This is a genomic window from Stenotrophomonas indicatrix (assembly GCF_050573115.1).
Classification (GTDB): Bacteria; Pseudomonadota; Gammaproteobacteria; order Xanthomonadales; family Xanthomonadaceae; genus Stenotrophomonas; species Stenotrophomonas lactitubi_A.
In genome coordinates, this window is record NZ_JBNYZT010000001.1 from 1,166,060 (window position 1) to 1,188,286 (window position 22,227).

Sequence of the window (22,227 nt, forward strand, 5' to 3'; positions counted from 1 at the left end):
GTTGGTAGCGCCGGCCGCTGGCCGGCAGCGCTTGCACGCGGTCGGGTACGGAGGATGCCGGCCAGCGGCCGGCACACCGTTACGCCAGGTGTTGGCAGGGCCGGCCGCTGGCCGGCAACGCTTGCACGCGGGCGGGTACGGAGGATGCCGGCCAGCGGCCGGCACTACCGTTATGCCAGGTGTTGGTAGCGCCGGCGACTGGCCGGCAGCGCTTGCACGCGGGTAGGTACGGAGGATGCCGGCCAGCGGCCGGCACTACCGTTACGCCAGCTGTTGGTAGCGCCGGCCGCTGGCCGGCAGCGCTTGCACGCGGTCGGGTACGGAGGTTGCCGGCCAGCGGCCGGCACTACCGTTACGCCAGCTGTTGGTAGCGCCTGCCGCTGGCCGGCAGCGCCTGCAAGCGGGCAGGTACGGAGGATGCCGGCCAGCGGCCGGCACTACCGTTACGCGTCGAGCGCTTGGCGCAGCGGAGCCAGGAATTCAGCGGCGCGCTGCGCTGCGTCCTCGACCGAGGCCGCTTCGGCCAGTACCGCCACCAACGCACTGCCGACCACCACGCCGTCGGCCTGGCGGGCCATGGCCGCCGCACTGGCTGCATCCTTGATGCCGAAGCCTGCCACCACCGGCACGCTGGCCTTGGCCCGCAGTGCCTGCAGACGTGCACTGGCCGCGTCACTGTCCAGTCGTTCGGAGGCACCGGTGACACCGGCAAAGCTGACGTAGTAGAGATAGCCACGGGCCAGCGCCAGCAGCTTGTCGGCGCGTGCCTCGCTGGTGGTCGGCGATGCCAGCAGAACCAGCGCCAGACCTGCGGCATCGAAGGCCTGCTGGGCTTCGCCGGCTTCTTCCGGTGGCAGATCGACCAGCAGCACGCCGTCCACGCCAGCGGCCACTGCCGCGTTGGCGAACGCCACGTAACCGTGGATCTCCACCGGGTTGAGATAGCCCATCAGCACTACTGGCGTCTGCGCGTCCTGTTCGCGGAACTGCGCCACTGCCTGCAACACATAGCGGGTGCCTGCGCCGCGGGCCAACGCGCGCTCGGAACTGCGCTGGATGGTCGGGCCGTCGGCCATCGGGTCGGAGAACGGGACGCCCAGTTCGATCACATCGGCACCGGCCTCGACCAGCGCGTGCATGACCGGCACCGTGGCTTCCAGGGACGGATCACCGGCGGTGATGAAGGGGATCAGGGCCTTGCGCTGCTGCTCGCGCAGGCGCTGGAAACAAGCATCGAGTCGGGATACGGACATTTCAGGCACACCCTTCAATCAGTTCAATCGCTTCACTGGTTCCCCAGTACATCTGGGTAACCTTCCCTTCAAACAGTTCCAGGCGGATGCCGAGCGCGGAACCCGGGTCCTGCCAGGTCAGGTACTCGCCCTGCTCGCCGTCGTAGGCATGCGGGCTGGACACAGGCGGCTTCGGGAACCGGGCAACCGCTTGCGCGCGGGTCATTCCCACGCGCAGGCCAAACGGGCCGGGCTGCTCGGCCGGCGCCCCGCTGTCCGGATCAAGGCCGAGGTCGAAACGAACCACGCGGTCCTCGTCGGTCATCATCGACACGCCCGCCGGCAAGCCCTTGCCGTCGTAGTACTCGCAACTTCCACCGAGGGCTTCGACCGCCCCTTGCGCCGTCCACGGCCCGAGCGCTTTGAGATCGTTCAAGTGCTGGCCGATCAGGACCTCGCCGGCATGATCCAGCGCCACCGAGACCACGGCCGGGCCCTCGTCGCCACCCTCAGCTTCTGCTGCGGGCGGGTCGTCGATCGGCATGCGTGCCAGCGGGTCTACATCATCGTTGGCAGCGGGCTGCTGCGCGGGTTGCGTGGTTGCCTTGGCCGCCGGCGCCAACAGCGGCGGCTCCGGCGGCTGGCAAGCGGCCAGACCGAACGCCAGCAGCAGTGCGCTGCTCCTGCGCATCAACGCGCTCACAGCACCAGGCCTTCGCGCGCAGCGATGGTATGCACGTCCTTGTCGCCGCGGCCGGAGAGGTTGCACAGCACGATCTGGTCGCGCGGACGCTCGCGTGCAAGCTTCATCGCCTGTGCCAGCGCGTGGCTGGACTCCAGCGCCGGCAGGATGCCTTCGGTATGCGCCAGCAGGTGGAAGGCCTGCAACGCCTCTTCGTCGGTGATTCCGACGTAGCGCGCGCGGCCGCTGTCGGCCAGGAACGCATGCTCGGGACCGACGCCCGGGTAGTCCAGGCCGGCCGATACCGAATGGGTCTCGATGATCTGGCCATCGTCGTCGCACAGCACATAGGTGCGGTTGCCGTGCAGCACGCCCGGACGGCCGGCGGCGATGGAGGCTGCGTGGCGACCGGTGTGGATGCCATCGCCGGCCGCTTCAGCGCCGACGATTTCGACCTGGCGGTCGTTGAGGAAGGCGTGGAACAAGCCGATCGCATTGCTGCCGCCGCCGACGCAGGCGGTGATCGCATCGGGCAGGCGACCGTACTCGGCCAGCATCTGCTCGCGCGCCTCGCGACCGACGATGGCGTTGAAGTCACGCACCATGCGCGGGTACGGGTCCGGGCCAGCGACCGTGCCGATGATGTAGAAGGTGTCCTGCACGTTGGTGACCCAGTCGCGCATTGCTTCGTTGAGCGCGTCCTTCAGGGTGGCCGAGCCGGAGGTGACCGGCACCACCGTCGCACCGAGCAGCTTCATGCGGTAGACGTTGATCTTCTGCCGCTCGATGTCGGTGGCGCCCATGTACACCACGCACTCCAGGCCCAGCCGCGCGGCGACGGTGGCACTGGCCACGCCATGCTGGCCAGCGCCGGTCTCGGCGATGATGCGCGTCTTGCCCATCCGCGCAGCCAGCAGCGCCTGGCCGATGGTGTTGTTGATCTTGTGCGCGCCGGTGTGGTTCAGGTCCTCGCGCTTGAGCAGGATCTGCGCGCCACCAACGTGGTCGCTCAGGCGTTCAGCGTGGTAGATCGGGCTTGGCCGGCCCACGTAATGAGCCAGGTCGCGGTCATAGGCCAGTTGGAACGCCGGGTCCTGACGGGCCTGGTCATAGGCCTGGGCCAGTTCCTGCAGCGGTCCGACCAGGGTTTCGGCGACGAAGCTGCCGCCATAACGGCCGAAGTGGCCCTGGGCGTCAGGGAATGCGTGGAAATCGGCAATGGGAGAGGCAGACATGGAGACGACCGGTCGTTCAGACAGGTGGATACTCTAGCGCACGGATTGTGTCCGGAAAATGGATATTATCTGGCGTATCCCGTCAGGAAATCTCACATGAGCGCGTCATCGCTGCCCCCTTTGAATGCCCTTCGGGCGTTCGAGGCCACCGCACGGCTGGGCGGCGTAGGCCGCGCTGCACAGGCGCTGCATGTGACCCATGGCGCGGTCAGCCGGCAACTGAAGCTGCTGGAAGACCATCTGGGCCTGGCGCTGTTCCAGCGTGCTGGTCGCGGCCTGCGCCTGACTGCCGCAGGCACCCGCCTGCAGGAGGCCTGCAGCGAGGCCTTCACCGGCATCGAGGACTGTGTGCGCGCGTTGCGGCGGCCGGCGGCTTCACCGGCGCTGGTGCTGGGATGCAGCGGCAGCGTGCTGGCGCGCTGGATGATTCCGCGGCTGCCGGCACTGCAGGCGGCACTGCCCGGCGTGCGCCTGCAGTGGTCCGCTCTGGATGGCAGTTTCACCGAGACGCAGGCCACGCTGGATGCGGTGCTGCTGCTGGCGCAGGGACCATGGCCGCGCGGCTGGCAGGTACGCGAATTGGCACCGGAGCGGGTGGGCGTGGTGGTGGCGCCCTCGCACCCGGCGGCGCATCGGCTACGCCATGTGCCGCCGTCCGCCTTGCTGCAGGAAACGCTGTTGCACACCAGCTCGCGCCCGCAAGCGTGGCCAGCCTGGGCGCAGTCGCACGGGCTGGACCCGGGCCAGCTGCAGCTGGGCACCGGCTTCGAACACCTGTACTACCTGCTGGAAGCAGCGGTGGCCGGACTGGGCCCGGCGATCGCGCCGGAGCCGCTGGTGGCAGAGGATCTGGCCGCAGGGCGGCTGGTGGCACCGTGGGGGTTTGCCGCGACCGGCGGGTTCTGGGTGCTGGCGCGGCCGGACGGCCCTGTCGATGCGCGCGTGCACGCGCTGGCGGACTGGGTGACTGCCCAGCTGCGATGAGGCGCACCGCGGCGGGTGCGCAATGGCCGGCAACGCGGGCGGAATGATCCACCCGGTGCCGGCACTGTGCAGGCCTCAGCGGCCGCCCATCGCGACCCTCTGCTGCTCCTCCTGCACCTGCTGGTGCGGCGCAGGATCGGCCAGCAGCTTCGCGCTGGTGTGCTCCAGCGATGGTGGTGCCTGGGCAAGGTCTACGGCGGCGCGGAAGCCCGGCGTGGTTCCCATCACGAATGCCTTGCCATCCTGCACCGTGATGCTCTGCAGCTTGTCGGCGGCGTCGATGCCGTTCTGTTTTGCATGCAGGGTGATGTTGGCCGCGGCTTCTTCGGAGAACACACTTGGCAGCTTGCTGCGCACCGCGTTGTGCAGGGCATTGTCCGGATGCGAAGCATCGTTCAGCGATGGACCCTTCGGCGCGGCAGCCACCGGCTCCTGGCCCTGCAAGCGGCCTGCGGCCAGCGCAGCGTGGGTATTGCGACCGGCGATGCCATCGGGCACCAGACCCTGCTGCTTCTGGAAGGCGATCACCGCCTCGCGGGTGTGGTCACCGAAGCGACCGTCCTCGGCCAGCCGGTTGCCGTGCGCATCGCGCACGCCGAGCTGATTGAGGGTCTGCTGCAGGGATTGCACATCACTGCCGCGCTGGCCGTGCCGGATCACTTCGGCCGATGCCGCGTGCGATGCCGCCGGTTGCGCTGCCGATGCGGCGGGGCGGGAAAGCGCCGGCTCGGCATTGCCGTGCAGCGGCGCACGAACCTGGAACTCCGGCTTGGGCGTCAGTGCACCGACGATGCGCGTACCGCCGCCGTCCCAGTAACCGCCCGGGCGGATGGTGACTTCAGCTGGCCCGGTACTGCCCTGGGAGCCGATGAACTGGATGTTTCCCTGCGCGTCGTAGCCTTTGAAAATACCGACGTGCTGACCCTGCGACGAGGAGAACATCAGGATGTCACCCTGCTTCAGCGAGCCATTGGGCTTGCGTGCGTCCGCCGCCGAGGTCACATCGAAATGCTCGCGCGCGTACGCGGTCGTATTCGCGCCGTTGAACAGGGTCGAGGTGGTGAATCCCGCGGCGTTCTCGCCGCGCACGTCGTAGCCCGCATTCTTCAGACCGCGCCAGACGAATGCAGAGCAATCCACGCCGAGCCGCCCGTCCCCGTCCAGGTCGCGCTCCAGCCGGCTGCTGTCACGACCCGGCCGCGGATGGTCCGGCCGGCCATACTCGTACTGGCGGCCGGAGCCCATGAAATGCTGGTGGGCCTCGTTGTAGACGGCGGCACTGCCGGCCGCAGCCACCACCTGAGCCGCAGCGGGTGCGGTCGCAGCAGGCGTCGTTGATTGGGTCTGGGTCTGGGTCTGGGTCTGGGTCTGGGTCTGGGTCTGCACGGCAGCCGATGTGCGCGTCGGCTGCTGGACAGTAGCGACATCGCCAGGTTGCCAGCCCTCGAAACGGCGGATGCCGTCGGCCAGCACTTCGCGCTCGCGCACGCTCATTTCGCCCACCGTCTTCGAGCGCAGATCAACGCCGTTGCGATCACCCTCGGCGTAGATGGTGGCGGCCTGCTCCTTGTGGTGGGTCGTGCCGCTATAGTCCTTCTTGGAGTAACTCGGCAGCATTTCCTCGACGGTCTTGTCACCAAAACGGCGCTCCAGCAGCTGGATCTTCGCCACTCGCCCGGCTTCATAGCTTTCGAAGACCGCGTTGCCCCATTGGTCCAGACCGACTACGCCCTGGTAACGACCATGCGCCGCCTCGAGCGCCTGCTCACGGGTACGGGGGTTGGTTACCGTCTTGTCGGCGCTGCCGGCGAACTCGAACTTGAGATTGCCGGGGTTGTTGTTGCGCCACGAGACGCTGCCGCCTGACCGTTCGATGACACTGCCATCGTCCATTTCCAGCGTGCGCGTCGTACCGACGCTGCTGACTACCCGGGTGACGTTTGGATCCGACATGCGCTGTTCCTTTGCCAGTGGTTGATTGGACCGCTCCCCTGGCGGCGATTACATTCCGTTGGAAAACACGTCCAGTACATCCGCACTGACCCAGCCCTGTGCGCAGTTCCCGGCGTAGTGTCCCGGGGCTGCCGCATGGCAGGCCTCGCCTCCCGTGGCGACCCGATTGTTGATCGGCCTGTCACCATAGGTGTCACACAACGCATTGTCCTTGCACTTGCCGACCGTGTTGGCCGGAATGGCGACAACGTAATAGAACAGCGGATTCTGTCCGGTGCGGCCGATGCCTTGCACGCACACCAGCTGCCCCTTCGACAGCTTCGCGGTGGCGGTGGCCTTGCTGCCGCTGCTCGGTACCGCATCCAGCGTCTCCACGCCCTTGGCCTCGGCCACGCCGGCGAAGAATCCCTGGTCGCCGCAGTCCGGCGACAGTTCAACATCGTAGAAGTCACCGCTGTCGACATCGCCTGCCGTGCAGCCGGTACCGGCACTGGCATTGCTGCACGTCACCCCGCTGGCGCGGATCAGCGCGGCCAGCCCATTGTCGGCCGATACGGGGGCAGTCCCAGGCGTCGCCGTGGCCGTCGCAGCAGCGGCAGGCGCCGTCGTGGCCGGCGACGAGGCCGCGGAATTCGAGGATTCTCCCGCCGCGCAGGCGGCCAAGGCCAGCAGCAAGACAGGAACGACAGAAACACGGGCCAAGCGGAATCGCGGGGAGGAGAGACGCGGCATATCCATTGCAACCTCATTGAAAGCATGACGCGCCGCAGGGGCGCGAGATGGTGGAACGCACACAGGCTGGCACCCAGCCGTGGCAGGCTGGGGCACATTGTGTCCGATCAAATGTTGCGAGGACGTCATCCCCACCCTCGTCGGTGCGTATTCATGCAAAAATGGGATATTCGTCGCATTCCTGCACGCCGCTTGGACAGCAGGTACCCAGCTACGGCGCCGTCGGTGCCGCCAGCCGCTGCTGCAGATCCTCGCGCAGGCGCGACAGCTCCACTTCGGCCTGCTGACGCTGCTGCATGCCCTCGCGATGGATGCTGCGCACCTCCTCGACCGTAGCGATCAGCTGATCGTGCACGTGGCGCAACGTGGCCACGTCGATCACGCCGCGCTGGTTGCTGCGTGCAGTGTCCACCGAGGCCTGCCGCATCAGGTCGGCATTGCGTCGCATCAGTTCGTTGGTCGCATCATCGATTGCATTGGCCAGTTCGGCCGCGTTCTTCTGCTCGCCCAGCGACAACTGGATCGCGAACTGACGCTTCCACGATGGGATGGTGATGTCGCGGACGGTGTTGAACTTCTCGATCAGCTGCAGCGCATTGGCCTGGATCAGCCGGATCATCGGCAACGACTGGTCAGCCGCATGCTGCATCAGCTGCAGGTCGGAGACGCGCTTCTCGATCAGGCGGATCGCATTGTCGATCTCGCTCTGGCGGATGCGCTGCTGCGGGTCTTCGCTGCCCTGCCCCAGCAGCTGTTCGGACTGCAGCTGGGCCAGGCGCTGCTTGCCGGCGGCGGCGTACAGGCCCAGCGCATGACGTTCCTCGCGCACGATGTCATGCATGCGGTCGAAATCGGTCACCCGCTTGCCCATCAGCGTCTGCTGCGCGCCCACGTCGCCAAGCAGCTGTTCGATCTGCGAATTGGTATCGCTGAACTTCTGCACCAGTTCGCCCTTGGAAGCACGCAGGCGATCGATGAGGCCACCGATCAACGGCACCTTCGAGCGCTGCGAAAAACCATCCAGCTTGAGCTCGCGCGCGATGCGCACCACTTCCCCAAGTTTCTCGCCATTGGCATCAAGGTCACGATTGCGCACCTGGTCCAGCAACTGGCTGGAGAAGGCCGTCGTTCGTGCGGCGGCTTCACGGCCGAACACCTGCAGGTTGCCTGGTCGCAGATCTTCCAGCTCGCGGCCGATTTCGGCGATGCGCGGCAGGTCGTCGCGCACCAGGCCGAGGGCCTTCAACGTGCTGTCATCAAGTTCGGGGGCGGGCGTGGTGGCGGGCACGAGCGTGCCGGAGTTCTGGCTGTCCTGGGTCATCGGGCAGTGTCCTTGCAGTGGATAAGCGGCAGCGGCGGCCGGCTCAGCGCAGTCTAGCCTGAGCAGCGGCCACTTCGTCGTCGATCTGGGCCTGCAGCGTGGCTGCCTGCGCGACCTGTGCAGCCTGGGCCTGTGCCTGGCCAGCCTGTGCAGCCTGGCGCCAGGCCGGCAGCAGGACATCGTGGATGCGGACGAAGCGCTGCAGCAGGGCTTCGTCCTGCTCCTGCAGCAGCTGCCATTGCCCGCTTTCGATGCGCCGCAGCGTGGCCAGCCGCTGCAGGTGGTCCACGCGCGGGGCCAGCGCGACCTGCGCAGCGCCTTCCAGGCTCGCCAACTGCGCGGCGCCGAACGTGGCCCAGGCCTCCAACGCGGCGGCAGCCGCGTCGTTGTCGATGATGGTCTGGGCACGCTGCTGTACACGCTGCGCGAGACCCTGTGCCTGCTCGCGCGCCTGCAGCACCAGCACGCCCAGCTGCGCCTGCAGCCCCTGCGCCTGCGCTTCGCGCGCAACATCGCGGCCGAGCAGGCGCCCCCACCAACCCTCCTGCCGGCGCAGGCGCACCGGATCGCTGGCCTGCAGGGCCAACGCGATCCGCGCCAGCGCAGCCACCAGGCCTTCGCCGCCCGCGTCGGTCTGCAACGGTGTCGGCTCGGCCAGTAGCTGCAGCAAGGGGCTGCCATACGCAGCCAGCGCGGCCACATCGGCACACGCCGGAAGCGCAGGTCCGGGCAGGGAGCGTACGGAGGTCACGGAAGTGGCGGCGGCCGTGGGCCGTCATCAGCCACCGTTTCCGGCGGCAATGATTCGCCGTAGAAGTGGCGCATCAGCGCTTCATCCAGCGCACGTTCTTCCGGTGTCGCTGCACGACGCACGCGCGGACGACGACGCGTGTCAGTCGTTGCCACATCGGTGTTTACCTGCTGCCGCGCCCATCCGGCGAAGGCTGCCAATGTCTGCGACAGCTGCACCTGTTGCTCCTGCGAGGCAACCAGCAACTGCAGCAGCGGTGCCAGACCGGCCTGCAGGTCTTCGGCCAATGGCGTGGCTGCAGGCGGCGGTGCGGCAGCGGCCGGCGCACTGGCCGGACGTGCATCCGCCAGTCGCTGCAGCGCCGCCAGCAGGGCCGGCCATGGCGCCGGCTCGGGCGCGACGGCTACCTCCACCGGCGCTGGCGGCAACTGCAGCGCGCTGGCGATGTCGGCCAGCTGCGCGACCACGCGTCCGCCGACATCACTGTCACCGGCGCCCATCGCCTTGTTGCGCAGGAAATCACGCTTGATCTGCGCCCAGCGCTGTGCTCGCTCATCATCGAGCACGCCGCGCAGCTCGGCCAGCTTCAGCAGATTCTCTTCGGCACCGGTGGTCAGCAGCTGTGCTTCGCCCAGATAATGGTCGGAGATCAGCTGCTGCAGCTCGTCGTCATTCATCACCGGCGAGATCTTTTCCGCCAGCTTGTTCATGTTGCGGTAGCTGCCCTGCAGGCGGAACGGCGGCTCGGTGCGATAGCGATCATCCTGTGCGGCGCTGGCGATGTACTGCTGGTTGACCCTGTAGACCACGTCGCGCACGCGCAGCATGCGCTGCAGGGTGGCGGTGATCTCGTTGACCTCGGCGCCGCTGTAGGCATGGCTCAGACCATTGGTGGAGACATCCTTGCCCATCGCGCGGTCGACCAGCAGGTACAGGTCCGCCATCTCACGCGTGGCCAGCGGCGCCAGTACCGGGTTGGAGGTCAGGCTGTTCTCGATGTAGCTGAGGGTGAAGGCGGCTTCCATGCCGCCGAGCACGTCGCCCAGGTTGTAGATGTCGGCACGGTTGGCCAGCATGTCCGGGATCTTGAACACTTCGCCGGACTCGGTATACGGGTTGCCGGCCATGACCACGCAGAACTTCTTGCCACGCATGTCGTAGGTGCGGGTGCGGCCCCGCCACACGCCTTCAATGCGACGCGTGCCATCACACAGCGAGATGAACTTCTGCAGGAACTCCGGGTGGGTGTGCTGGATGTCATCGACATACAGCATGGTGTTGTTGCCCATCTCCAGCGCCAGGTTGAGCTTTTCCAGCTCCTGCCGCGAGGTCGCGTCCGGCGCCTGTTCCGGGTCCAGCGAGCGTACTTCGTGGCCCAGGGCCGGTCCGTTGATCTTCATGAAGACCAGGCCGAGGCGATGCGCCACGTACTCCATCAACGTGGTTTTGCCATAGCCGGGCGGCGAGATCATCATCAGCAGACCCATCAGGTCGCTGCGCTTGTTCTCGCCAACGGTGCCCATCTGTTTGGCCAGGTTGTCGCCGATCACGCCGAGATAGACGTCGTTGATCAGCTTGTTGCGCACGAAGGACGACAACGGCCGCGCCTTGAACTCCGACAACCGCAGGGTTTCGCGCTCGCGGCCGATGATGCCCTGGCGCACGGCCTGATAGGCATGGAATGCCGGCACGAAGGACTGCAGGTGGTGCTGCATTCGTGCCAGGAAATCGTCCAGCGACACGGTCAGGCTGCCGTTGCGGATGCGGGCATGTTCGCCCAGCAGGCCACTGACGTCCGCCTGCAGCGGTGCATCGCTGGCCCGGGTGCGCAGCTGTCGCTGCACCAGCAGCAATGCCGCTGCTTCTTCGACATAACCGGCATGCGCCGACTGCGCTGGCAGACCGGCCAGCGCCCGCAGCCATTGCCCGGCCAACGCCCAACGTGTAGCCAACGGATCCTGCGAGCGCTGCAGCGCACGTTCAAGCGCATCACGCTGGCCCGCCTGCTCCAGTTGCTGCGACAGCGCTTCCAATAACGCCTGAGCATGCCGACTGGTGCTGAACACCGGCTCGCCGGCGACCAGTTCTTCGCCCAGATACGCCGCTGCAGCATCGGCGGCGGCGGCGTCGAACGGCAATGCATGGGTCTGTGCGTAGTCATGCAGCGCCTTCGCCATTTCCGCGCGCAGCGCCTGACGTCCCTCATCGGAACCGAACAGGCGCGCGATAGCCTCCGCGCCGGCCTGCCGGCCGGGCCACTGCGCCACGGCTTCATCGCGTTGCCGTGCGGCCCAGAACAGCAGTGCCAGCGCACGCACGTGGGGCGAATGCCGCAGCGGGCCAGCCGCCTGCTGCAGAGGCAACAGCGCGCGCAGGATCAGGGCGGCGTCATGGTCATGGATGCCGCGCTCGTACCCCTCGCGGTAACGGGGCGCGGCAAAGGCGCGGACCCGCTGGTCCAGCGCTTCGGGTTCGGCCGCATCATGCTGTAGCTGGGCGAGGTCCAGGCCATCCCGGCCCTCCTCCGCCGCCAGCAACAGGCACCCGGCCAGGTATTCGCCGCGGTAGATCGCTGCCGATTCCGAATCCAGGGTCACCGGCCAGAACGGCTTCAGCGCATCCAGCTCGGGATCGTGCAGGGTCTCCAGGAAGTCGGTGCCAGTGAGATGGATGGCAAGGGTTTCACCACGCGGCAGCAGGGTCAGGTCCAGCGCCTGGGTGTTGACGCTGAAACGGTGGCGCGGGCCCAGGCGGACCACATTTCCACCGGCCTCGTACAGGTCGCTGCGGTCACGCAGCTGGCGCACGGCCTGGTCGCGGACGCCCTTCAGGCGCGCCTCGACATCGTCGGCCTTGACGTTGTCGCGCAGCGCCCGCAGGCGCTCGGCCAGTTCACGCAGCTTGAGGATCAGCGGATCGCCAGCGAAGAAGGCATTGAGTTCGTCGGCTGTGCCGAAACGCTCGGTGCGCTTGCCCAGGCCGTCGAGGATGCGGTTGGCGGCGTCAAGCACCGAGCGCGCCTTGCGCTGGCGATCATCCAGCAGGGCCTGCTTGTGCGTGTCGAAGGCTTCGACCAGCTCTTCACGTTTGCTCAGGATGTCGCCGAGGAACTGCTCGTGCTCGCCGAACTGGCTCTCCAGTTCTTCCAGCTGCACCAGCAGTCGCGACAGCTGCTCGTCGGCACGTTCAGGGTCGCTGGCCATCGCCAGCGCGCTGGTGATCGATTGCGAGAACAGGGCGAACTGCGCGGCGAACTGGGCCACGGCTTCGGCCGAGCCCAGCGACCTGCGGCGCTGTTCGGCACGTGCGCGCGCCTGGTTCAGACGCCCGTACAGCAGCGAGATCGATTCGACCACGCGGGTACGTGCGGTCGCATCGTCGACCTTCAGACCGGCCATCAGCTCGGACAGCATGTCCAGATCGCCGGCCATGCCGCGCAGTCCGTCCAGCTGCTCATCCAGCTGGCGTGCACTGGCGGCCTGCTGTGCAGCCTCGTCCAGCGCCAGCATGCGGGTGGTCAAGGGGGCAAGCGCCGCATCGCCGGCGAGGAAAGCGCCGGTGGCGGCACCGACACGGTCGTGCGCCTCGACCAGTTCGGCGGCCATCGCCTCGATACGCGCGGTATCGATGTAACGCAGTTCGCGGATCGTCAGCAGGCGGCCACGCAGCGCGGTGATCGCGTTGAGCGCCTCGACGAAGGCCTGCACCTCGTTCCAGTTTTCCGGCTGCAGCCGGCCCAGCAGCGCCTTGTGCGTGGCCTCGGCCTCGGCCATCGCCTGCGCCGACTGCTGGCGGATCGACTGCACTTTTTCGTATTCGTCCAGCACCGATTCGCCGGTGGCGCTGATCTGCCGCAGCAACGCTTCGGCACCATCGCAGGCCTCGTCGCCCAGCCAATGATGGGCATCGAAAAGCCGCCGGGTGTCGGCCACCAGGCGCTGGTAGCGCTGCACCGATACATCCTGGCCGTCGATTTCGCGCGCCAGGTTGAACAGGTTGGAGATGCCACGCACCAGCTCGGCGTTGCCGATGCGCCCCATGAAGGTATTGCCGGGCGGACGGCTGGCGGCGAACTCATCACTGCTGAAAGGCGTCTGCCAGACCTGCATCGGATGAATGCGGGTCGGCTCGCTGCCTTCGGCATGGAACAGCACCATGCGCCCGTCCTGCATGAAGGCATAGCCGTGGCCGAACACCGGGTTCTGCAGCACGCGCTGGATGGTGTTGTAGACGAACAGCGCCGAGCGCCCACCTTCGCGCTCGTAGAAGATGTACAGCACGTCCTCGCCGTTGGGCGAACGGATGCTGCGCTTGAACTGCATGCCATCCATCGAGGCGTCGAACGCCTTGTGCTCGCCACCCTGCAGGTAATAGCCGCCGGGGAAGATGATGCCGTGGTCTTCGGGCAGCTGCACGCAGGCCTGGACGATGGCATCGTTGCGCACGATGTCACCGGTGAGGGTGTTGTAGATCAGCCCACGCCATTCGGTTTCGCGGTACGGCAGCACTTTCAGCAGCACCAGCGAGCCGACACGGGCGAACTCGAACTGCGCGTCGTCGAGCGACTGCGTGCTGTCTTCCACCGGTTCGCTGTAGATGCCCTGCCCGGTTTCGGTGTTGTTCTCCACCTTGATGGTCAGATCACCACCGGTGGTCTCCACGAACAGGGTGTCGAGGATGTTCAGATGCGAATGGCGGCCGTTGACGGCGAGGTCGCGGGTGGCGCGGGTCCATTCGAAATCGAACGGCGGCGGCAGCGCGATGTCACGCTCGCCACGCGCATCGAGATAGGTCAGTTCACCTTCGCGTGACAGCGCCCAGCGGAACACGCGCACGTCGCTGCTGCGCTCGCCGATCTGGAACGAGGCCAGCAGCTTGTCGCCCACCACGATCAGCTGCAGCAGGCGCGCATGCTTGTAGTAGGCGTACAGCTCGTTGAAGTCATGCACGAAGCCGGGCTGGTCGAGGAAACTGCCCTTCAGCTCCAGCGCGGCGACGTCGTAGCCATCATTGCCCTGTACCAGCCGGTACAGGCCGAACACATCTTCGATGCGGGTCTGGGTCTTGAGCCCGATGAACACGTTGTAGCCGAACAGCAGGCGGTCCGGGCCGACCTGGACGATGTCACGGCCGACACAATTGTTCTCGCTGCGGATACGGAAGCGACCGACCACCTCCAGACGGCTGTCGCCGAACTCGGCCAGGCGCTGGCGGTTCAGCTGCTCAGCAACGGCCTGCAGGCGCTGGCCCTGTTCGCCGAGGCGACGGCGCAGGACTTCATAGGCGCCGCCCTGGGCAACGGCCTGGTCGACGGTATCGCTGGCAGCCTCTGGCACGGTGGACGCGGTGGACGGTTTGGTTTCGGACATCAGCAGGTTTCCGGCTCACGGACGGCCGGCCGTCGATGCGGCCGGCACGGGTGGGCGATGGCGGTGGCCATCGCCGGGTGGATCAGCGCACGCTGTCGACCACAGCGGTCGACGCGACGGACACGGTGTCCGCGTCCTCGGCGATCTGCCGCGGCGCGTTGTCGGCCACGTTGACGCCCAGGTAGCGCTGCATCAGGTCCTGCACGATCGGGCTCTTGCCGGCGAAGCCTTCGATCGACTTGCCCAGCGAAACCGCCTTGATCAGGTTCTCGAACATGCCGCCGTCGCCACCGATCAGATCGATGTCTGCATTGCGCAGGGCGCTGGCGATGACGCCAGCGTTCTCGCGCGAGACTTCCTTGCCGGCCTCGATCGAGGCCAGGGCCTGCTTGAGGCTGTTGTCGAGCATCATGCGGAACTCTTCGTGGCCACGTGCCTGGTCGCTCAGCGAGGCGATGGCCTCGAACTTGCGGACCAGGCCTTCGGCTTCGGCCAGCAGCTTCTTCTGCACCACGCCGGCTTCCGCATTGCCCAGCGATTCGGTGGCGGTAGCACGGGCCAGGCCCATCTTCTCCTCGCCCTGTGCCTGTGCCTGCAGCGTCTCGGCCAGCACGCGCGCCTCGTTGCTGCCCTGCTTCAGGTTTGCTTCGGCCTTGGCTTCGATCACGCGCGCCTCGGCGATGCCGACCTTCTCGATGGCCAGCGCCGACGCTTCGCGTACCTGCGCTTCGGCCAGGCCCGGTGCGGCCTGCTCGGCGCGGAACGCGTCGGCCAGCAGACGCTTGGCTTCGGCCTGCTTGCCGGCCGCTTCGTGCTCGGCCTGCGCCAGCGTGGTCAGCTCCACCGCACGATGCTTGGAAGCGGTCTCGCGGGCCTGCGCTTCCTTCACTTCACGCACCAGCGATTCCTGCGCCTTGGCTTCAGCTTCCAGGATCAGCACCTGCTTATGGCGGTCGGCCTCGGAGACTTCACGCACTTCCTTGATGCGCTCTTCTTCCTGCGCCACGGTCTTGTCGATGGAGATGCGTTCGCGGGTGATGTTGGCCACGTCCATCTTGCCCTGCTCGACCACCTTGTCGCGCTCCACGCCCTGCAGCTGCACTTCGCGATCGGTGGTGACCTGCTCCAGCTGGCGTGCACGTTCGACGCGCTCGGCTTCGATGGCCACGGCGCGCTGGCGGTTCTGTTCGGCCACTTCGACTTCGCGCATGCGGTTCTGCTCGCGGATGTCGATCACCTGCTGCGCTTCGATGCGGGCGTTCTCGGACAGCTGGCGCTGTTCTTCCTGCACCTTGGCGGTCTCGGCTTCCTCGCGCGCACGGATGGTTTCGATCTCGCGCTTCTGCCGTGCCTCGGCCTCAGCCTGCTGGCGTTCAAGCGCCAGCAACGCTTCGCGCGCTTCGACGTTCTTCTTGGTGATGGCCAGCTTCTCGTTCTGCTCCAGCTCGTTGGTCACCACGTTCTGCGCAGCGGTCAGCTCGGTGATCTTGCGGATGCCCTGCGCGTCGAGGATGTTGAACTGGTCCAGCAGCGATTTCGGAGTCTGCTCCAGGTAGTCGATGGCCACGTCTTCCAGCACATAGCCATTGAGGTCATTGCCGATCACCGCGATGATCTCGTCGCGGAACTCCTGGCGCTTCTCGAACAGCTCGGTGAAGTCGAACTTCTTGCCGACCGTCTTCAGTGCTTCGGAGAACTTGGCGTTGAACAGCTCATCGACCGCGTGTTTGTCAGAGGCGCGGTCGGCGCCGATGGCCTTGGCCACGCGCAGCACGTCGGCCTGGGTCTCATTGACGCGCAGGTAGAACGCCACGGCGATGTCGGCGCGCATGTTGTCGCGGCAGATCAGGCCTTCCTTGCCGCGACGGTCGATCTGCAGGGTGATCAGGCTGATGCGCATCAGCTCGGCGCGGTACAGCACGGGAATGATCAGCGCGCCGGTGAAATGCACTTTCGGGGTCGCACTCATGTCGTTGACGATCAACGCCACGCCCTGGTCGACCTTGCGGTAGAACGCCTTGAACAGGCCGGCCACGCCGAGCAGGAGGGCAAGCACGCAGCCCACGATGAAGAGGAAGGGGAGCACGGAAGCCAACGTCATTGATGATTCTCCTTGTTGCCCGGAAGCAGGTTGTCCTGGAAGTCGAGGGCGACCGCGTCGGCGCGGACCACCCGGTAATGGTGTTGTGCAGCCACATGCTCGACCAGCACGATGCGCTCGCCGCGCTGCAGTTCGATGTCGCTGCGGATCTGCAGGACCAGGCCGGCACCGCCGTCATCGACGGTGGCATGGCCACTGCGTGCGTCGACCTTCGGCGAGGCGACCACGCCCACCCGGCCCAGCAGGGAGGCCTGCGGCACCGGGCGCAGGCGCAGCAGGAAGCGGCGGATGGGGCGCAGCAGCAGCGCGGTGACCGGCACCGCCGGCAGTGGCGCAAGCACCGCCACGACGGTGCCCAAGGACCAGCGCAGCAGGTCGGGCAACGGCAGCAGCAGGTAAAGATGGATGAAGTAGGTGAGGGTCCAGGCGAACAGGCTCAGCAGCGTCACCACCACCATGAGCGGCACACCGCCCAGCCCCCAACGCGCCAGCAGGGCTGACAGACCGCTGAGATGGGCGTCACCTTCGAGGGCGCCGTCGGCACCGGCCTCGCCGAAACCGTCATCGACCAGGCCGAAGGCGGCAATTCCCCAATACAGGACCGCCACCGCCAGCGCCACGCTGTACGGGAGGGTCGGATAACCGAGCACGACGGTTAGGAATTCCTGCATCGTTTGCCTTCCTGGGCGAGGGCGCCAGGCGCCCGTTCGGAGCACGCCAACAGCGGCTCCGTCGATCCTCGTGCCGGCCCTCATGGCCAGCACGCTTGGGATCATCCTATGTGAAGAAGGTGTGCAGGCTCAAATGTGAAGGCCAGACACGTCCGCACTGACCGCGATTCAATCCAGTGCGGCGCAATCGGAGCGACGGACTTCTTCCACGAACGTGCGCATCTTGTAGCCGTCCTTGATGCCCGGCTCCAGTTCGATGCCACTGGACACATCCACGCCCCACGGCAGGGTCGCCAGCACGGCGTCGTACACGTTTTCGGGGGTCAGGCCACCGGCCAGCAGGAACGGACGATGCAGTCCGGTCGGTACCCGCGACCAGTCGAAGGCCACGCCGGTACCGCCGCCGCCGCCCGGGGCATGGCTGTCGAACAGGAACCCGGCGGCGCTGGGGTAGCGCAGCTGCAGGGTACGCGCATTGATCTCCTCACGCCCGCCCATGGCGATCGCCTTCAGGTACGGCATGTTGAAGCTGCGGCAGAAGCTCTCGTCTTCCTCGCCATGGAACTGCAGCAGGGTCGGCCGCACGGTGCGCAGCACCTCGCGCACTTCTTCCTTGCTGTTGTTGCGGAACAGCGCCACCACGTCGACCATCGGTGCGATCGCCTGGCGCATCGCGCGCGCTTCGGCCGGTGCGACCCGGCGGCTGCTCTCGCGGGCGAAGATGAAGCCCACCGCATCCACGCCCAGCTCGCCGGCCAGGCGCACGTCGCCGGCACGGGTCATGCCACAGAACTTGATGCGGGTACGGTAGTAGGAGCGGCTCATAGCGTTACCTCGGCGGGCAGATGCCAGTTGTCGGGGTACAGCGGCCCCAGGAACACCAGTCCCTGCGGAGGAGCGGTGGGACCGGCTACGGTTCGGTCGCGCCCGGCCAGCAGTTCGGCGATCCACTCCACCGGTTTCTCCCCACTGCCAACCAGAATCAACGAGCCGACAATATTGCGGACCATGTGATGAAGGAATGCATTGCCGCGCACCGCCACCTCGATGATGTCGTCGTGGCGGCTGACCTGCAGTGACTGCAGCTCACGCCGCGCATGCAGGGCCTGGCACTGGACGGAGCGGAAGGCGCTGAAGTCGTTCTCGCCCAGCAGGGCCTGCCCGGCGAGGTGCATGCGCTCGGCATCGAGCGGGCGGCGCTCCCAGCTGAGGGTCTGCCGGCCCAGCGCCGGGCGCACTTCGCGGTTGAGCAGGCGATAGCGGTAGCGTCGTGCCCGCGCGGAGAAACGGGCATGGAAGTCATCGGCCACCGGCACGCACCAGCGCACCGCGATCGAACGCGGCAGGCGGGTAGTGGTACCCAGCATCCAGGCGCGCGGGTCACGCACCACGTCGGTCTCGAAGTGCACGACCTGGCACTGGCCATGCACGCCAGCATCGGTGCGGCCGGCGCAGACCACCTGCAAGGGGGTATCTGCCACCGATGACAGGGCCTGTTCCAGGCTGGCCTGAACACTGGGTCCGCCCTCGCCCAGATTCTGCCAACCCCTGAAATCGCTGCCGTCGTATTCGACGCCGAGCGCGTAACGCATGTGCTACCTCGATGTTGCGGGTGGGGCGGCGCTCAGGCCGGGTCGCGCTCGGACCAGACCGCCAGTTCATTGCCACCGGGCTCGACGAACTGGAAACGGCTGCCGCCGGGGAAAGAGAAAACGGTACGCACGATCTGCCCACCGGCTGCGCGCACCGCCGCTTCCATCGGCGCCAGCTGGTCGGCATACAGCACCAGCAGTGGCGCACCTTCGCTGGCACGCTGCGGTTGGCCGCGGAAGAAGCCTCCCTGCAACCGGCCGTCATCGAAGGCGGTGTAGTCGCTGCCGTAATCGACGAAGGCCCAGCCAAACACCTCCTCGAAGAAGACACGGCTCGCAGCCGGGTCGCTCGAGGCGAATTCAACGTAGTCGAGGCGACGTTCGCGGGTCATGGCAGACGGGCCAGCAGTTCGCGGGCCTGCGCCTGACAATGCAGATCACCACCTTCGGCCACCTCGTGCAGCAGGGTACGCGCGGTCTGCGCGTCGCCCAGGTCCAGATAGGCGATGGCCAGTTCCAGCCGCTCCTGGCCGACACGCGGGGTCCAGTCATGACCACTGTCTGCCGGAGACCCGACGGCGTCCTCGACAGCGGTACGGTCATCGTGCAGATCGACCGGTGCAGCCGTCTCATGCGGTTCGGCAGGCAGATCGAACACACCACGGAACTGCGGCTCCTGTTCGGCCTGCAGCGCGTAGTCGGGCACGGCCACCTCGGCCGGTTCGGTCGGCGCCACCGGGGCAGCGGCAGCGGCAGCAGCATCGTCCCAGCGCGGCAGATCGTTCACCGCAGCAGGCAGTTCAGCCAGCGCGTCGTCATCAAGCTCACCCGCCTGCCACTCGGCCGGCGAGGCATCCGCGTGGATTGCCGCATCCGGCGCGTCATGGTCGGCAGGGCTGGCCCAGGCCGGCATCGCCGGTTCCTGACGTCCACCGTCGGCCGCAAAGCCTGCGCCGGCGTCCTGCTCGGCCAGAGTATCCAGCGCGGCACCTGCCGGCAGCGCTGCTGCCAGGCCCGCAGCATCGTGCTCCTCGCGCAGCGGCGGCAGCGGCGAGGGCTTGCGACGACGCAGCAACCAGGCGCCCAGGGCAACCAGCACGAGCAGAGGCAGGCCCAGCCAGTACCACGGCGTGCCGGCGCCCGGCGCACCCGGCGCCTGTGCCAAGCGCTGCTGCGCGGCGGCCAGGTCATTGTCCTTCATCGCGATCAGTGACTGCTGCTGCTCCTTGAGCTTCTCCAGCTCCGCCACGCGCTGCTTCAGATCGCCGATCTCGGCATCGCGGGTGGCGATGTCCTCCTTGGCCTGACGCAGTTGTTCGTTGCCCAGCATGTCACCCTCGCTGCCGGCAGTGGTGCCGGTGGTTGTGCCCGCGTGCGCGGCGTCGGACGCCAGCGCCGGAGCGATTTCAAGTCGTGCCCCTGTGGCCGCAGCCGGGGAAGAAACGGTGAGATCGGCCTTGGCCACCGGCATCGGGGCGCCAGCCGGCTGCGGCACGGTACGAGCCTGCCGCCACTGCGCGGCGTGTTCGCGAACCAGCGCGGCGGCCTCGGTCGCATCCACCGCGGCCAGTGCGGTATCGCCCGGCATGCGCAGCACCGCGCCCTGCTTGAGCAGGTTGACGTTGCCTCGGATGAAGGCCTCGGGGTTGGCACGCAACAGCGCGATCATCGCCCGGTCGCGACTGATCTGATTGCCACGGGCCAGCGAACCGGCAATCTGCGAAAGGGTCTGTCCGCGCTGCACGGTCACGCTGCCGTCTGCGGCCAGTGCTGGTGCTGCTGGGGCTGGTGCCGCTGGCGCGGCGCGCGGACGCGGTGCAGCAGGTGCGGCGGCCGCGGTGGCAGGTGCCGGCGCGGGTACGGTCGCAGCGGCAGCAGGCGCATCGCGGACGATGGTGTCCGACAGCACGCCGGCCGGCGCGACGATCTCCGGTTCGGCCACGGCCAGTGCACTGGCCGGTGCATCAACCAGCGCCGAGTACTCACGCACCAGCCGACCCTGGCCCCAGTCGGCCTCGACCAGGAAGCTCAGCGACGGTGTTTCCACAGGCGTCTGCGAGGTCACCCGCACCACCGCCCTGCCCTGTGCGTTGCGGGTCAACTCGAACTGCAGTTCGCTGACCAGGCCTGCCGGGCGCTGCAGGCCAACACGCTCGAAGGTGACCGGCGAGGCCAGCGCGACGCGCAGGTTCTCAAGTTCGGATGGATCGGCCGAGATCACCGGGATCTCGGCCAGCAACGGCTGTCCAGGCTTGGACAGGACCCGGATGTCGCCCAGCCCCAGGGCCATGGCCGAACTGCTGACCAGGGCCAGCAGCGCGGCGGAGAGACAGGTGAGCGGGCGCCGTGCGCCCTTGGCTCGTTTATTCATGGGCGACACTATAAAGCGTGCGGACCAAGGTCCGCACCCACCGACGGGAGACCTTCGGTAGTGCCGGCCGCTGGCCGGCAGATCCACATGTCCGCCATTCAAGGCAATGCCGGCCAGCGGCCGGCACTACCGGTCATGCACCAGCGGGGATCAGCGCGTCTCGGCGGCGACCAGCTCGGCCAGCTGCACCGCATTGAGGGCCGCACCCTTGCGCACGTTGTCCGACACGATCCACAGGTTCAGGCCGCGCGGATGCGACAGGTCCTCGCGGATGCGGCCGACATACACCGCGTCCGTGCCCGAGGCATGGGTGACCGGCGTCGGGTAACCACCGGCTTCGTGACGATCCACCACTTCGATGCCCGGCGACTGTTCCAGCAGCGCGCGCGCTTCAGCCACGGTCACCTTGTCACGGGTTTCGATCGCCACCGATTCGGAGTGGCCGTAGAACACCGGCACGCGCACGGCGGTCGGGTTCACCAGGATGCTGTCGTCGCCCAGGATCTTGCGGGTCTCCCAGACCAGCTTCATCTCTTCTTTGGTGAAGCCGTTGTCCAGGAAGTCGTCGATGTGCGGGATCAGGTTGAACGCGATCTGCACCGGGAAACGCTGCGGATCGATTTCCTGGAAGCTCAACAGCTGGCCGGTCTGCTTGCCCAGCTCTTCCAGCGCCGAACGACCACCACCGGATACCGACTGGTAGGTGGACACGTTGATGCGCTCGATGCCGTACTTGCGATGCAGCGGTGCCAGTGCGACCAGCATCTGCATGGTCGAGCAGTTCGGGTTGGCGATGATGCCGCGCGGACGGTTGCCGATCTGGTCCGGGTTGACCTCCGACACCACCAGCGGCACGTCATCGTCGTAACGGAAGGCCGAGGAGTTGTCGATCACCACTGCGCCAGCGGCGGCAAACTTCGGGGCATATTCCTTGGACACGCTGCCACCGGCCGAGAACAGGGCGATGTCCACGCCACTCGGGTCGAAGGTGGCCAGGTCCTGGATCTTGACCTTGCTGCCGTTGAACTCGACTTCGCCGCCGGCCGAGCGCTCGGAAGCGAGCAGGCTCAGGGTGCCGACCGGGAAATCGCGCTCGGCCAGGATGGCCAGCATGGTCTCGCCGACCGCACCGGTGGCGCCGACGATAGCGACGTGGAAGCTGCGTTGTGCATTGCTCATGGGGGAACTCTCACGAAAACGGGAATGGGGGAAAACTCACGCACGACAGCTGGG

Annotated in this window: 16 protein-coding genes; 1 reads left to right on the forward strand and 15 read right to left on the reverse strand. The window is 67.1% G+C overall.

Going from position 1 to position 22,227, the window contains the following annotated elements; translation table 11 throughout:
- Nucleotides 1–443: 443 nt before the first annotated feature.
- The 3 genes from trpA to trpB are packed head-to-tail and all read right to left on the reverse strand — an operon-like array spanning nt 444 to nt 3,149.
- Nucleotides 444–1,253, reverse strand: coding sequence for a tryptophan synthase subunit alpha (gene trpA / locus ACQ5SA_RS05345; RefSeq protein WP_499313055.1), 810 nt, complete (start codon nt 1,251–1,253; stop codon nt 444–446).
- A gap of 1 nt (nt 1,254) precedes the next feature.
- Entirely contained in the window at nt 1,255–1,935 is a 681-nt protein-coding gene (locus tag ACQ5SA_RS05350; protein ID WP_353098562.1) for a hypothetical protein, read from the reverse strand.
- Nucleotides 1,932–3,149 carry a tryptophan synthase subunit beta gene (gene trpB, locus ACQ5SA_RS05355; RefSeq protein ID WP_499313059.1) on the reverse strand — a complete coding sequence of 406 codons (1,218 nt, stop codon included), beginning with the start codon at nt 3,147–3,149 and terminating at the stop codon, nt 1,932–1,934. The genes ACQ5SA_RS05350 and trpB overlap by 4 nt, the downstream gene beginning before the upstream one ends.
- A gap of 96 nt (nt 3,150–3,245) precedes the next feature.
- On the opposite strand from trpB, the gene ACQ5SA_RS05360 reads away from it, so the two are divergent.
- Entirely contained in the window at nt 3,246–4,133 is an 888-nt protein-coding gene (locus ACQ5SA_RS05360; RefSeq protein ID WP_499313061.1) for a LysR family transcriptional regulator, read from the forward strand.
- 75 nt (nt 4,134–4,208) lie between these two features.
- On the opposite strand, the gene ACQ5SA_RS05365 is transcribed toward ACQ5SA_RS05360, so the two are convergent.
- The 12 genes from ACQ5SA_RS05365 to ACQ5SA_RS05420 all read right to left on the reverse strand — a co-directional run bounded on the left by ACQ5SA_RS05365 (nt 4,209) and on the right by ACQ5SA_RS05420 (nt 22,173).
- Complete coding sequence (locus ACQ5SA_RS05365) at nt 4,209–6,086, reverse strand: C40 family peptidase (RefSeq protein ID WP_499313064.1); 1,878 nt, start codon at nt 6,084–6,086, stop codon at nt 4,209–4,211.
- A 48-nt stretch (nt 6,087–6,134) separates the two neighbouring features.
- On the reverse strand, nt 6,135–6,824 hold the full coding sequence (locus tag ACQ5SA_RS05370) for a hypothetical protein (protein WP_230109743.1): 690 nt from the start codon (nt 6,822–6,824) through the stop codon (nt 6,135–6,137).
- Between the two features lie 205 nt (nt 6,825–7,029).
- Entirely contained in the window at nt 7,030–8,139 is a 1,110-nt protein-coding gene (locus ACQ5SA_RS05375) for a toxic anion resistance protein (RefSeq protein ID WP_499313070.1), read from the reverse strand.
- Nucleotides 8,140–8,182: 43 nt separating this feature from the next.
- On the reverse strand, nt 8,183–8,890 hold the full coding sequence (locus ACQ5SA_RS05380) for a hypothetical protein (RefSeq protein WP_499313073.1): 708 nt from the start codon (nt 8,888–8,890) through the stop codon (nt 8,183–8,185).
- Nucleotides 8,887–14,259 carry a DNA repair ATPase gene (locus tag ACQ5SA_RS05385; protein WP_499313077.1) on the reverse strand — a complete coding sequence of 1,791 codons (5,373 nt, stop codon included), beginning with the start codon at nt 14,257–14,259 and terminating at the stop codon, nt 8,887–8,889. Before ACQ5SA_RS05385 ends, ACQ5SA_RS05380 begins: the two co-directional genes overlap by 4 nt.
- An 82-nt stretch (nt 14,260–14,341) precedes the next feature.
- The gene (locus tag ACQ5SA_RS05390; protein ID WP_499313078.1) at nt 14,342–16,360 is read right to left on the reverse strand and encodes a flotillin family protein; all 2,019 of its coding nucleotides are present in this window, start codon (nt 16,358–16,360) and stop codon (nt 14,342–14,344) included.
- Nucleotides 16,357–17,031 (reverse strand): DUF1449 family protein, encoded by a 675-nt coding sequence (locus ACQ5SA_RS05395; RefSeq protein ID WP_089236317.1) that lies wholly within the window; start codon nt 17,029–17,031, stop codon nt 16,357–16,359. The genes ACQ5SA_RS05390 and ACQ5SA_RS05395 overlap by 4 nt, the downstream gene beginning before the upstream one ends.
- 168 nt (nt 17,032–17,199) lie before the next feature.
- Complete coding sequence (locus ACQ5SA_RS05400) at nt 17,200–17,856, reverse strand: phosphoribosylanthranilate isomerase (protein WP_089236318.1); 657 nt, start codon at nt 17,854–17,856, stop codon at nt 17,200–17,202.
- Nucleotides 17,853–18,623, reverse strand: a complete 771-nt coding sequence (gene truA / locus ACQ5SA_RS05405; RefSeq protein ID WP_353098553.1) for a tRNA pseudouridine(38-40) synthase TruA — start codon at nt 18,621–18,623, stop codon at nt 17,853–17,855. Before truA ends, ACQ5SA_RS05400 begins: the two co-directional genes overlap by 4 nt.
- Before the next feature lie 32 nt (nt 18,624–18,655).
- Complete coding sequence (locus ACQ5SA_RS05410; protein ID WP_353098552.1) at nt 18,656–19,015, reverse strand: VOC family protein; 360 nt, start codon at nt 19,013–19,015, stop codon at nt 18,656–18,658.
- Nucleotides 19,012–20,994: a FimV/HubP family polar landmark protein gene (locus tag ACQ5SA_RS05415; protein ID WP_499313084.1), complete on the reverse strand. Its 1,983-nt coding sequence runs from the start codon at nt 20,992–20,994 to the stop codon at nt 19,012–19,014. Before ACQ5SA_RS05415 ends, ACQ5SA_RS05410 begins: the two co-directional genes overlap by 4 nt.
- Nucleotides 20,995–21,144: 150 nt before the next feature.
- Nucleotides 21,145–22,173, reverse strand: a complete 1,029-nt coding sequence (locus ACQ5SA_RS05420; protein WP_230109727.1) for an aspartate-semialdehyde dehydrogenase — start codon at nt 22,171–22,173, stop codon at nt 21,145–21,147.
- Nucleotides 22,174–22,227 lie beyond the last annotated feature (54 nt).